Consider the following 12,814-nt stretch of genomic DNA (forward strand, 5'->3'; position numbering starts at 1 on the left):
CGCCGTCACCACCGAGGACGCCACCCAGCAGGCCGTCGTCGCCCAGCAATCCACCGAGCAGACCACCGTCGCCGCCGAGGACACCGCCCAGCAAGCCGTCATCACCCAGCACGCCGCCAAGCAATCCGCCGTCGCCGCCGCCGAGCAGGCTGCCCAGAAGGCCTTCGTCACCCAGCAAGCCGCCGAGCAGGCCACCGTCGCCACCGAGGACGCCGCCCAAGATGCCGTCGTCGCCGAGCAAGCCACCCAGCAGGCCGCCGTCACCGCCGAGCAGTCCGCCCAGCAAACCATCGTCACCCAGCACACCGCCGAGCAAGCCGCCGCCGTCGCCGCCAAGGACGCCATTCAACAGGCCGCCGACCGGGCCTTCGGCACCGAGGATGCCGTCGTCGCCCAGCACACCGCCCAGCAGGCCGTCGTCACCGAGGACGCCACCCAGGAGCCCGTCATCGCCCACCAGGCCGCCGAGCAAGCCGTCTTCGCCGCCGAGCAGGCCGGCCAGCGGGGTCGCGTTCAGCAGGGAGCCGACCGCGCCATCGGGGCCGAGCAGGCTGTCCACGAGCCCGTCGCCACCGAGCAGTCCGCCGGTGAGGCCCTCGCTGCCGAGCAGGCCGGACAGCGCGCCGTCGCCGCCGAGCACGCCGCCCAGGATGCCTTCGTCACCGAGGAGGCCGTTGACCAGGCCGTCGTCGCCCAGCACGCCGCCAAGCAGGCCGCCCTCGCCGCCGAGGACGCCACCCAGCAGGCCGTCGTCGCCCAGCACGCCCCCGAGCAAGCCACCTTCGCCACCGAGGACGCCGCCCAGCAATCCGTCGTCGCCGAGCACACCGCCGAGCAGACCGCCATCGCCACCGAGCAAGCCGCCCAACAGGCCGTCGTCACCCAGCACACCGCCAAGCAAGCCGCCTTCACCGCCGAGGACGCCACCCAGCAGGCCGTCATCGCCCAGCACACCACCGAGCAGGCCCCCGTCGCCACCGAGCAGACCGCCCAACAGGCCGTCGTCACCCAGCACACCGCCCAACAAGCCGCCTTCGCCGCCGAGGACGCCACCCAGCAAACCGCCATCGCCCAGCACGCCACCGAGCAGCCCGTCATCGCCCAGCAACTGCCCGATCAATCCGTCTTCGCCGAGCACGCTGCCCAGCAGGCTGCCGTCACCCAGCAGCCCCTCGAGCACCTGGCCGACAACACCGTCCGTGCCGAGCAGGTCGTCCACGAGGCCGTCCAGGCCCAGCGGGGTGGTGATGCCGCCGAGCAGGCCTTCGCTGCCCAGGACGTTCTCCAGCGCATTGCCCAGCGCGTCGGTCAGGTAGTCGACCTGGCCGATCAGCGAGCCGACGAGGGCGTCGGACAGGCCATCGCCGAGCAGGCCGTCGACCACGGGGGTCAGCACGCCGCCCACGTGAACGGCAATGTTCTCGACCGCGTTGTCCACCGGTTCGAACTCATTGGGATCGTTGGGCTTGAACTCCTCGCCGGTGACTGGCGAGAGCAGGTCGTCGACCAGATCGGTGAGGCCGTCGGCCACGGGCATCAGCGAGGCCAGCGTGCCCGACGAGCCGGAGGCGCTGCGCACGTTGGTCGCGCCGCCGCCCAGGCCGAGCGCGTTGTCGAGGGCGCCCAGCAGGTGCCCGGCGAGGCCGTCGCCCGGATCGAGCAGGTGGTCTGCGTCGGCGTCGGCATCCGCGTCCGAATCGGCGTCCGCATCAGCGTCGGCGTCTGCATCCGAATCCGCGTCGGCGTCCGAATCGGCATCGGCATCGGCGTCTGCATCCGAGTCGGAGTCGGCGTCAGCATCGGCATCCGAATCGGCATCCGCGTCGCTGTCACCGATGCCCGAGACGAACAGCGGGAACCCGCCGCCGTCGCCGCCACCACCGCCGCTCAGCGCGGCGCCCAGGCCGATGGCGCCCAGCGCGCCGAGTGCGAATTCGCCCAGGCCGATGCCGCTGCCGGCCGCGGTCTTCTTGCTCACGGCGAGCGCCGCGGCTTCCGCGTCGCTGTCGGGCGAGGTGACATCGAGGTTGCCGGCGGCCACGTCGACGTTCACCTGTTCGAGGCCACTGGACAGCTTGGTCGAGGTGATGGTGGCGTCGGTGCCGCCCGCAAACACGCCGGCCAGCGGCGCCTTGTTGGTGGCCGAGCCGGGGAAGAGCACGTTGGCCTGGCCGCCGTCGGGCACGATCACGCGGTCGCCGGCGATGAGGGTCTGGTTGCCGTCCACCGGCATGCGAAATCCGTCGCGCATGACGACCGTGCCGGGCGTGGCGTTGGACAGGGTGCCCAGGCTGGTCGGCCCGGCGGGCGCGGCCATGGGGGCGCCCGATCCGACGGGGCCCAGGGGGGTGACGCTGGCCTGTGCAAGCACCACGGGGGCGCCGCTTTCGGCGGCGGCGGGGATCGAAGCGATCGGCGATACGGTGGTGGTCATGCGGCCTCCTCGTCAAATAAATGACTACAGAGGGCAACATGCGTGCCGCCTTCGACTTCGGCCGTCAACGACGGACCGAAAACACAGTATCCCGTTGATTCAAAACGATTTTTTTGCGAATGGCCCTGTCAGGCCCGTGGTGCAAAACGGGCAGCTGTCGCCACTCGTTACGTAACACGGCGCACGCTTTGGCCGGAACGCCGGGCGCGTTCAGCGCGGGTCAGCTGCGCAGCCGGACCTGCAGGCTCTTCAGGTTGGCGAGCCACGCAAGGTAGTCCTCGTCGTCCTCGCCCAGCTCGGCCCAGGTGTCGTGGCCGTCCGCGTCGGGGTCGTCGAGGATGGCCTGCAGCGCGTCGGCGGCGGCATGGCGCAGGTCGGCGGGCGGCGCGGCCTTGCCGGCGCACCAGTCGACGGCGTCCGGGTGCACGTCGGCGCTGCCCTGGCCGGCGAGCAGCGCCAGCACTTCGGCCGCGGCGACAGTGCCTTCGGTCGAACCTGAATCCAGCGTCTCGCGGATGAAGGCGAGCGCGTCATCGGCTTCCTGCAGTTCCGCCAGCCAATCGAGTGCCTCGTCGTTGCCGAAGCCTGCTGTCGACCATGTACCCATTCGTTTGACTCCCGTGTGTGGCGTGGCCACGGTTTGCAGATCCAGTGATGCTAGCGACCCGATGGAGTGATCGCGCGCGCTCTCAGAATTCGTCAGAATGCCAGGCGACGCTTCCCAGTAGCATGGCCGCGCTCCTGACATGGGGGCGCGTGATCATCCAGTCCGTGAGCCGCCGGGGAACACTTCCCTTGGGCCGGCGTTGCGGCGGTGTCCTTCCAGGACACGCCGCGGTCACGGCCGATCTGCCGTGCATGGCCCACGGAAGCAGATGCCGGGCCGCTTACCCATTCACAACCACGGTTTCAGGGAGAGATTCAGCATGTCATTCGTTTTTTCGTCGTTCACCGATCACCTGGGCGCATTGCCGCCCGAACGCGCGCGCCACGGCGATGCCTTGCGTGCGCGCGTGCAGCAACAGGTGCAGGCACCGTTGCATGCCGACCTGTCGGCCTTTGCCTTCCTGCCCGACCAGGCAGACCACCCCGACCACGAAGATGCGCCGCAGGTGTTCGCGCAGGCGGTCGAGCAGATGTACCTGCCCAAGCCGTGGCTGGGCGACGAGATTCCGCTGTTCTTCCTCGGCTACCACGCGATGAACCGGCTCAGCGGCAAGCGCACCTCGCAAGGGCTGCTGCTGACCGACCAGGCGGTGTACGTGCAGGACGACTTCACCGTGCTGTCAGCCGCGCCGCCGCCGGCGCAGGGCCATGCCTTGCCGGCGCGCGCGGACGACGCACCTTCGTTCGTCTCGACGCTGCTCGCGCGCTTCAAGGCGTGGAAAGACTGGTCCGGCGTGGCCGACGCGCCCGAGCCGGTGCTGCTCAAACGCTGCGGCGAGTTGCTGGCGCCGACGGTCGCGGCGGTGCTCGCGTACCACGCGGAAAACGGCAGCCAGCGGCAGGCGCAGCAGCGCGTCTGGACGCTGGCCGAGCTGGTGGCCGACCACGGCGCAGTCGACACCTTGCTCGACCCCGCCAACCTGAAGCTCGCCAAGAAGCTGGGCAAGGTGACGGACAAGTTCCAGATTCCCGCGGGCGAGACGCTGCAGTTCGCGCTGGCCGACTTTCCGTTGTTCGGCGGCCCCTACGGCGTGGCGCTCACCGCGCAGGCGCTGTACGGCAAGGACCTGATGGAGTCGCCGCTGCGCATCGCGCTGGAGCGGGTGGAGGTGCGTGCGCTGCAGATCGGAGAGAAGGGGGACCAGCTGCTGACGGGCTCGACCCCACCGATGGCGCTGCCCGCGCACATGAAGGAATCGCTGCGCGCACCTTTCCTTGCGTTTCTGCAGCAGGAGGTTGTGCGCCTGCAATCGAAGGCCTGATCCGCCCGCGCGGCATTCAACAAATTTCGGGGGAGTTTTCATGGGGTTCAAGGACACGCTCGCGCACGCGATGCTCGACAACGACAAGCTCAAGTTCGACGCCGCTGCGCCCGCGCTTCCCGCGCAGGAGCAATGGCTGGTCACGTTGAGCACGCCGCTGTCGGCCTTCAACGGCGACTGCGTGAACGCGGTGCTCACCGGCAAGGACAACGACACCCTGCGCGAAGGTATCGCGCAGGTGTGGAACGTGAGCGACCGCGCGAGCTTCGAGCAGACCGCGCGCTGGCTGACCGAGGAAGGGCAGCGCGCGAAGTACCTGCCGGCCTGGAAGGGCATCGGCGCGATCGATGCGGCGGTGCAGTCCACGCCCGGCGTGCTGCGCCTGGTCATGGACGCGTGGTTTCCCGCGTTCTTCCAGATCAAGGCGCGCGAGCACCTGGACATGCGGGCGCTGTCCGCGCAGACCGGGCACTCGAGCGCCGAGCTGAGCCGGCTGATGACCGGCAGCCAGAGCTGGGTCCAGGCCCTGCGCAAGCACTTCGGCGTGGCGCCGGATCAGCTGACGAACCTGGTGGCCTGGGACGCGGTGCGCCTGGCTAGCCTGTCGCGCTGGGCCGTGCAACTGGGCTTCATCGACCGCGCGGAGTTCGCGGACTTTGCGGGCGGCCTGGCATCGCAGGTGCGTGCGGCCTATGCCAGCTGGTCGCAGGTGAGCGCCGCCTACATCGCGGCGGGCCTGATCTGGCAGTACTCCGACGCGCGCGAAGAGCACCTGCTGCGCACCAACCGCCTGCTGCTGAGCGACACGCGCAGCCCGTGGCGCAGCGTGCCGTTCGCCTGAAGAGGTCCTAGTCCTTCGCCCTCAGCGCATACACCGCATAGATCGGCACGCCGAGAAAGAACAGCACCATCGGCGCGAACAGCGTGTAGGGCCAGCCGATGCCTTCCATCACGCGGTAGGTGCCGTCCAGGTGCAGGCGCGGATGGGGCTGCGTGAGGTCTTCGTAGCGGCGCAGGCCCCACTGGAACTCCGCGCCGGTCGCGCGCACCGAAGGATGCTGGCGCGCGCGGCCCACGGCCAGCCAGCACATCGCATCGAAGGCCAGCACCGAGCCCGCAGGCGCGCGTTCGCCGAAGGTAGCGAACACCGCGTTCACCTGCTCGGGCGTGAGGTACATCAGCACGCCCTCGGTGAACAGAAAGACCGGCTGCGCCTGGCGCTTGCGCGGCAGGCCGAGCTGCTCCCACCAGCCGGGCGCCGTGAGGTCGAGTTCGCGCAGGTCGTGGCGCGGATGCGTTTCGGGCAGCAGCTCGCGGCGCAGGGCCAGCACCTCGGGCAGGTCGGCATCGGTCATGCGCGACTTGCCGTCGTCCAGCCATTGGAAGTAGTGGCTCAGGCCGCAGCCCATGTTCACGACGCGCGCGCCCGGGTGCAGCTTGAGGAAGTCCTGCGCCAGGCTGCGAAAGCGCCGCGTGCGCGCGAGGATGCCGTAGATGGTCGTGCGGTCGTCGGGCAGGGCGTGGTCGTCGTCGCGGATCTGCTCGAGGATGCCGGCGGCGTAGGCGTCGCGCACGGCCATCTGCGGAAAGAGCGCATCGCCCGAAGCCCGCGCGGCCAGCGGAATCCGCAAGGTGGACGGCACGGCCGAGAGCTTGCGCGCGGATTTGCCGGTGGTCATGAATGCGGGGGCAGGGCCATGCGCAAAGTCTGGCCGGTCCCGCGCGTGCGGGCAAGTCAGTCTTTGGTGTTGCCCGCGGGCGGGCGCTGGCGCGCGAGGTGGCGGTACACGGTGCTGCGGTGAACGCCGAGCCGGCGGGCCGCGCGCGCCACGTCGTGGTCGCAGGCGCGCAGGGCTTCGTCGATGGCGTGGCGCGTGATGGTCTGCAGCGGCGCGTTGGGTTGCGACAGTGTGGCTTCGTTGAAGTCGGCAACGGGGGCGGCGTCGTGCAGGTGCGCGGGCAGCGCATCGGCCGTCACCGCATCGCCCGGGTCGGCCAGCGCCACGAGCGCGCGCAGCACGCTGCGCAGCTCGCGCACGTTGCCGGGCCAGCGGTAGGCGGCCAGCCGTTCGAGCGCGTCGTTCTCCAGGCACAGGTGCTTGGCGGCGCCACCCGATTCGAGGAACAGCCGCGCGATCAGCGCGCGCCGGTCGGCACGCTCGTGCAGCGCGGGCAGGGCGACGGTGAAGCCGGCCACGCGGTACATCAGGTCGGCGCGAAAGCGCCCGGCCTCGACCAGCGCGGGCAGGCCGGCGTGCGTGGCACACACCAGGTCGAAATCGACCGCCACGCCCTGGCCACCGCCCAGCGGCGTGACCACGCGGCCTTCGAGCACGCGCAGCAGGCGCGTCTGCAGCGCGAGCGGGATCTCGGCGATCTCGTCGAGAAAGAGCACGCCGCCGTGCGCTTCGCGGATGCGCCCCGGCATGCCCTTGCGGCGCGCGCCGGTGAAGGCGCCTTCTTCGTAGCCGAACAGCTCGGCCTCGATCAGCGTCTCGGGCAGCGAGGCGCAATCGACTGCCACGAACGGGCCTGCGCTGCGGCGGCTGGCGGCGTGCAGGCGGCGCGAGAACACCTCCTTGCCGCTGCCGGTCTCGCCGTTCACCAGCACCGGCACGCCTTCGTTGAGCACGCGCACGGCGCGCGCCAGCAATGGGCGCACCACGTCGTCGTTGTCGACGGGCGCTGTGTTCGCGGCCATCACCTGCCGCGCGCCGGAGCGGCCCGTGCCGCTGTTCGCCGTGCCCGTGCGCTCCATGACGGTCGCGATCTGCCGTCCGCCCGGCAGCGTGAGCAGGCTGCGCCGGTGCTCCATGCGCGGCCACTGCGCGCCCAGGAATTCTTCGGCGTCGAGGTCGAGCAGGCCCTCCCACGAGCGCCCGAACAGGTCGAGCGCCACGCGGTTGGCCGCCACGATGCGCCCGCCCTCGATCACCATCAGGCCTTCGCGCGCGGTGCCGATCAGCGCCGGCCGCGCATGGAAGCGCAGCACATGGCCCGAGGCCTCGGCCAGCAGCATGCGGTGCTCGACCTGCTGCGCCGCCATGCGCACCAGGCCCAGGGCGTGGTGGTTCACGCGCGCGGTCTCGCCCGAGATGTCGAGCGCGCCGGCCAGTTCGCCGCGTCCGCTGAAGATGGGCGCCGCCGCGCAGCCCAGCCGGCCGTTCTGTGCCAAGTAATGCTCGCCGCCCAGCACCATCAGCGCCACGCGCTCGGCCAGCGCGGTGCCGATGGCGTTGGTGCCGCGATGGTTCTCCGACCATTCCACGCCGGGCTGCAGCGCCACGCGCTGGGCCTTGGGCAGAAAGTCGGGGCTGCCGATTTCTTCGAGGATGAGGCCGCTGGCGTCCGACAGCGCGACGATGCAGCCGTTGCCCACCGCGTGCTCGGCAAGCCCGTCGAGTTCGGGCTGCGCGCAGCTGAGCAGGCGCATCGCCTGCTCGCGCCGCTCGTTGAGCAGCGAAGGCGCCATGGGCGTCGGGTCGATGCAGTGCGGGTCGACCGGTCGGCTGCGCTGCCACGAGCGCGAGATGTGCGGCGCGATCCACGGCGCCGGGTCACGGCCCTGCGCGAAGAACAGCTCACGGGCCTGCGCGACGCTGACCGAGGGGGCGGAAGCTTCACTCATCTTGCGGAACTCCGTGGGCGGGATTGCCGGCGATTCGCCTTGTGCGACATCGTAGTCGCCGCCGTCGCGCCCATCTGTCGCAGATTGCGAATGGAAACCCTCTGCGCGGGCCGCGCCCCTGTGGCGCGGGGCTTGGGGATTGTCCCGATCCGCGCGGGTATGCCGCTTGCGGTGCCTGTGCGGGCCGCCGCATGTCGTGGCGCCGCCTGTTCACACCTTACCCAACGGAGACAACCCATGGACATGCTCGAACCGGGCAAATTCGGTACCGCGGTGCCTTTCAAGAAGCGCTACGGCAACTACATCGGCGGCGAATGGGTCGCGCCGGTGGAGAACCAGTATTTCGGGAACATCACCCCCGTCACCGGCAAGGTCTTCTGCGAAGTGCCGCGCTCCAGCGCCGCCGACATCGAGCGCGCGCTCGACGCCGCCCACAAGGCCAAGGGCGCCTGGGGCCGCACCTCGACCACCGAGCGCGCCAACATCCTGAACCGCATCGCCGACCGCATGCAGGAAAACCTGGCCATGCTGGCCGCCGCCGAGACCTGGGACAACGGCAAGCCGATCCGAGAGACCATGGCCGCCGACCTGCCGCTGGCCATCGACCACTTCCGCTACTTCGCCTCGTGCGTGCGCTCGCAGGAGGGCGGCATCAGCGAGATCGACCACGAGACCTTCGCGTACCACTTTCACGAGCCCATCGGCGTGGTCGGCCAGATCATTCCGTGGAACTTCCCGATCCTCATGGCCGTGTGGAAGCTCGCGCCCGCGCTGGCGGCCGGCAACTGCGTGGTGCTCAAGCCCGCCGAGCAGACGCCGGTGTCGATCCTGGTGCTGCTGGAGGTCATCGGCGACCTGCTGCCGCCGGGCGTGCTCAACGTGGTCAACGGCTTCGGCGTGGAGGCGGGCAAGCCGCTGGCGTCGAGCAACCGCATCGGCAAGATCGCCTTCACCGGCGAGACCACCACGGGCCGGCTGATCTCGCAGTACGCGAGCCAGAACCTCATTCCGGTCACGCTGGAGCTGGGCGGCAAGTCGCCCAACATCTTCTTTGCCGATGTGATGGAGCGCGACGATGCCTTCTTCGACAAGGCGCTCGAAGGCTTCACGATGTTCGCGCTGAACCAGGGCGAGGTCTGCACCTGCCCGAGCCGCGCGCTGATCCAGGAGTCGATCTACGACCGCTTCATGGAGCGTGCACTGAAGCGCGTGGCCGCCATCAAGCAGGGCAGCCCGCTCGACGCGGCCACCATGATCGGCGCGCAGGCCTCGAGCGAGCAGCTCGAAAAGATCCTGTCATACCTCGACATCGGCCGGCAGGAGGGCGCGCAGGTGCTCATCGGCGGCGAGCGCCAGCAGCTCGACGGCGACCTGGCCGACGGCTACTACGTGAAGCCGACCGTGTTCCGCGGCCACAACAAGATGCGCATCTTCCAGGAGGAAATCTTCGGACCGGTCGTGTCGGTCACCACCTTCAAGGACGAGGAAGAGGCGCTGTCGATCGCCAACGACACGCTCTACGGTCTGGGCGCCGGCGTGTGGAGCCGCGACATGAACCGTGCCTTCCGCATGGGCCGCGGCATCCAGGCCGGCCGCGTGTGGACCAACTGCTATCACCAGTACCCGGCGCATGCGGCCTTCGGCGGCTACAAGCAATCGGGCATCGGACGCGAGAACCACAAGATGATGCTCGACCACTACCAGCAGACCAAGAACCTGCTCGTGAGCTACAGCGAGAACAAGCTGGGCTTCTTCTGATGACCGGCGAGGTCCTGCGCGTCACCGCGACCGACGCGGCGCTCGCGCTCATCGACGACCTCGCCGCCAGGCACGGCCCGCTGATGTTCCATCAGTCGGGCGGCTGCTGCGACGGCAGCGCGCCCATGTGCTACGCCCAGGGCGAGTTCATCGTGGGCGACTACGACCGGCTGCTGGGCCGCATCGGCGGCATGCCGTTCTACATCAGCGGGCCGCAGTTCGAGTACTGGCAGCACACGCAGCTGATCATCGACGTGGTGCCGGGGCGCGGCGGCATGTTCTCGCTGGAAGGGCCGCTGGGCGTGCGCTTTTTGACGCGCTCGCGGCTGTTCACGGAGGCGGAGTGGGCGGTGCTCGAGGCCGAGGGGGCGGAGTAGGGCCCGGGCCGGTCGTCAGTTCGACGAAGCGAGCAGCTGCCGCACCAGCAACTGCGTCGCCGGCGTCAGCGCCGCGCCCGTCTTCGTCGCCATCAGCAGGCGCCGCGTGGCCCACGTGTCCTTCAGGTGCACCACCTTCAGGTCGAGCGCGGCCACCTGCGCCTTGCAGGCGGCCAGCGGCACCACGCCGATGCCGAGGTTGGCCGCGATCATGTGGCACATCGCATCGAAGCTGCGCACCTGCACGCGCAGCCGCATTGGAATGCCGGCCTGTTCGGCGGCACGCGAGGTCAGTTCGAGCAGCGAGCTGCTGCGGTTCAGCCCCACGAATTCGTGTGCCAGGCAGGTCTTGAAATCGACCTGCTTCGCGCGCAGTCGCGCCAGCGGATGCGGCCTGGCGCACAGCACCACGAGCTCGTCGGTCTGGAAGGGCGCGACGTCGAGGCCGTAGGCGGGTGTGTTCTCGGCGAACACGCCCACGTCGGCGAGGCCGTCGACCAGGGCGCGCACGATGTCGCCGCTCAGCTGTTCCTCGACCTCGACGCGGATATCGGGATGCTGCCCGAGGAAGGCCGCCAGCGTGGTCGGCAGGAACTCCGTCAGCGCCGACATGTTGGCCCACAGCCGCACATGGCCGCGCACGCCGCTGGCGTAGTCGCCCAGCTCGTTGCTGAACTGCTCGAAGCCCTGGAAGAGGCGCATCGCATGCTGCATCGCCACATGCCCGGCGGGCGTGAGCGCGATGCCCTGGGCGCTGCGTTCGAGCAGCTTCGAACCCGTGGCGGCTTCGAAGTCGGACAGGCGCCGGCTCGCCGCCGAGAGCGCGAGGTGACACGCTTCCGCACCCTTGGTGATGCTGCCCGACTGCGCCACGGCGCAGAACAGGCGCAGCGTCACGAAATCGACACGCGCGGGGTTGATGGTGCTGGCCATCGGCGGATTCTAGAGAGCGCGCCAGTGCCGAAAGTCATGCGCACGGGTTAAAAGAATTTTGACATGTTATGTCGCTGCACCTATAGTGAATCCATCGAAGCATCGCGCGCTTCCCACGGTAGACAACCCAAAGGAGAGGTATGCAATCACTGCTGGATCAACTCGAAGGCCTCGACGTGCTGGCCGGTGCCGCGATGGGCGGGCTGTCTGTTCAGCTGCAGCCGATTCCGGGCAGCACGCCGGTGGTGCAGGTGAGCATCGAGGGGCGTGACGAGCTGCCGATCTTCGTCACCAGCTCCGACATGCAGATCATCTGCATCTGCTACCTCTGGACCGAGGAAGACGTGAAGCCCGCGCGGCGCACCGAGCTGCTTGAATCGCTGCTCGACCTCAATCCGTCGGTGCCGCTGTCGTCCTTCGGACGCGTCGGTGGCCGCTACGTGCTCACCGGAGCGCTCGGGCGCAACGCGAGCGTGGAAGACATCGCACGCGAAGTGGCCGTGCTCAGCGACAACGCGCTCGATGCGCTCGACGCCTTGTCCGAATTCCTGAATTAAGCGGAGATCATCATGACAGTCATCAAGAAGCTGGTCACCTTGCTGCGCGGCAGCGCCCGCGAAATCGGCGAGAGCGTGATCGACAGCAATGCCACGCGCATCTACGAACAGGAAATCATCGACGCCAAGCACAGCATCGAAAAGGCCAAGGGCGACCTCACGGGCGTCATGGCCAAGGAGATGCAGTCGGCCCGCGAAATCGAACGCCTGAAGGGCGAGGTCGCGCGTTACGAAGGCCTGGCGCTCGAAGCCCTCAACAAGACCCAGGAAGGCTTGGCGCTCGACGTGGCGGCCAAGGTCGGCACGCTCGAGCAGGAGCTCGAGGAGCAGGCCAAGGCCCACGCCTCGTATGCGCTGCAGGTGTCGCGGCTCAAGGACCTGATCAAGTCGGCCGAGGCGCGCATCCGCGAGCACGAGCGCGAGATCGGCATTGCCAAGACCACCGAGAGCGTCTACCGCGCCACGCAGTCGATCTCCGAGAACATCGGCAGCGGCGGCTCGCGCCTGGCCAGCGCGCGCGAGTCGCTGGAGCGCATCCGCTCGCGCCACGAAGACCTGTCTGATCGCATGGCGGCGGGCCAGCAGCTCGAAGATGAGTTCGGCCATAGCGCGCTCGAGAAGAAGCTGGCCGCGGCGGGCATCGGCAACGACGCCGACCGCACCGGCAAGGTGATGGAGCGCATCCGCGCCCGGCAGGCCAAGCCGTCCGAACCGTCCAAGCCGGTTCAGGAGTGACGATGGTGCGGGTCAAGCCGGTACGCTGGCAGGGCTCGGACGAGGCGATCCGCGCGGTCCAGGTGGCCTTCGACGTGGAAGAGGCCGTGCTCGAGGCCGTGCGCACCGCGGCGTTCGAGCAGCATGTGTCCACGCCCGACCAGATCCGGCAGGTGCTGGGCCTGGCGACCACCTCGAAGCCGAAGCGGCCGCGCCTCACGGTGTCGTTGAACACGGCCGACTACGAGTTTCTGGCGGCGCGTTATGGTCTGTCACCTGACGACCGCCTGGCCATCAAGGAGAGGGCCACGCGCGAACTGATTGCCTTTGCAGGCAAGGCGAACAAGAAGAACACCGGCACGAAGAAGCCGGGCGGCAAGTAAGAAGAAAAGAGAACAACAACCAACCCGCACGCGGGAGGATCAATGGGCGATTTCATGGGAGCGGTGACGGGGTACCCCACCGCGATCTACACGGTGCTGCTG

Annotated in this window: 12 protein-coding genes; 7 read left to right on the top strand and 5 right to left on the bottom strand. The window is 69.1% G+C overall.

The genetic code is table 11. The features are described from left to right. Positions 1-2,434: hypothetical protein (locus AC07YS_RS31360; RefSeq protein WP_495275762.1), on the bottom strand; the 2,434-nt coding region annotated here is incomplete at its 3' end. 220 nt (positions 2,435-2,654) lie between these two features. Continuing rightward, entirely contained in the window at positions 2,655-3,041 is a 387-nt protein-coding gene (locus tag AC07YS_RS31365; protein ID WP_495268138.1) for a DUF4259 domain-containing protein, read from the bottom strand. Positions 3,042-3,360: 319 nt separating this feature from the next. On the opposite strand from AC07YS_RS31365, the gene AC07YS_RS31370 reads away from it, so the two are divergent. Together AC07YS_RS31370 and AC07YS_RS31375 are read left to right on the top strand one after the other, a co-directional pair. Beyond that, a complete protein-coding gene (locus AC07YS_RS31370; RefSeq protein WP_495268139.1) occupies positions 3,361-4,362 on the top strand; it encodes a hypothetical protein in 1,002 nt (333 codons plus the stop codon). A gap of 40 nt (positions 4,363-4,402) precedes the next feature. Next, on the top strand, positions 4,403-5,203 hold the full coding sequence (locus tag AC07YS_RS31375; RefSeq protein WP_495268140.1) for a DUF1266 domain-containing protein: 801 nt from the start codon (positions 4,403-4,405) through the stop codon (positions 5,201-5,203). 7 nt (positions 5,204-5,210) lie between these two features. Here the strand turns inward: AC07YS_RS31375 and AC07YS_RS31380 are convergent, their stop codons facing one another. Together AC07YS_RS31380 and AC07YS_RS31385 are read right to left on the bottom strand one after the other, a co-directional pair. Beyond that, complete coding sequence (locus AC07YS_RS31380; RefSeq protein ID WP_495268141.1) at positions 5,211-6,041, bottom strand: class I SAM-dependent methyltransferase; 831 nt, start codon at positions 6,039-6,041, stop codon at positions 5,211-5,213. Between the two features lie 56 nt (positions 6,042-6,097). Beyond that, on the bottom strand, positions 6,098-7,990 hold the full coding sequence (locus AC07YS_RS31385) for a sigma-54-dependent Fis family transcriptional regulator (protein ID WP_495268142.1): 1,893 nt from the start codon (positions 7,988-7,990) through the stop codon (positions 6,098-6,100). Positions 7,991-8,227: 237 nt separating this feature from the next. On the opposite strand from AC07YS_RS31385, the gene adh reads away from it, so the two are divergent. Beyond that, complete coding sequence (gene adh / locus AC07YS_RS31390) at positions 8,228-9,748, top strand: aldehyde dehydrogenase (protein ID WP_495268143.1); 1,521 nt, start codon at positions 8,228-8,230, stop codon at positions 9,746-9,748. Then, positions 9,748-10,125, top strand: coding sequence for a DUF779 domain-containing protein (locus AC07YS_RS31395; protein WP_095947459.1), 378 nt, complete (start codon positions 9,748-9,750; stop codon positions 10,123-10,125). The genes adh and AC07YS_RS31395 overlap by 1 nt, the downstream gene beginning before the upstream one ends. A 15-nt stretch (positions 10,126-10,140) precedes the next feature. On the opposite strand, the gene AC07YS_RS31400 is transcribed toward AC07YS_RS31395, so the two are convergent. Next, the gene (locus tag AC07YS_RS31400) at positions 10,141-11,058 is read right to left on the bottom strand and encodes a LysR family transcriptional regulator (RefSeq protein ID WP_062476388.1); all 918 of its coding nucleotides are present in this window, start codon (positions 11,056-11,058) and stop codon (positions 10,141-10,143) included. Positions 11,059-11,198: 140 nt separating this feature from the next. On the opposite strand from AC07YS_RS31400, the gene AC07YS_RS31405 reads away from it, so the two are divergent. The 3 genes from AC07YS_RS31405 to AC07YS_RS31415 are packed head-to-tail and all read left to right on the top strand — an operon-like array spanning position 11,199 to position 12,712. Then, on the top strand, positions 11,199-11,615 hold the full coding sequence (locus AC07YS_RS31405) for a YjfI family protein (RefSeq protein ID WP_062476391.1): 417 nt from the start codon (positions 11,199-11,201) through the stop codon (positions 11,613-11,615). Between the two features lie 12 nt (positions 11,616-11,627). Beyond that, on the top strand, positions 11,628-12,350 hold the full coding sequence (locus tag AC07YS_RS31410; protein WP_492678311.1) for a PspA/IM30 family protein: 723 nt from the start codon (positions 11,628-11,630) through the stop codon (positions 12,348-12,350). 2 nt (positions 12,351-12,352) lie between these two features. Beyond that, a complete protein-coding gene (locus AC07YS_RS31415) occupies positions 12,353-12,712 on the top strand; it encodes a hypothetical protein (protein ID WP_495268144.1) in 360 nt (119 codons plus the stop codon). Positions 12,713-12,814: the final 102 nt, after the last annotated feature.

It is taken from the genome of Variovorax sp. GW458-11-26-14-LB1, assembly GCF_059423965.1.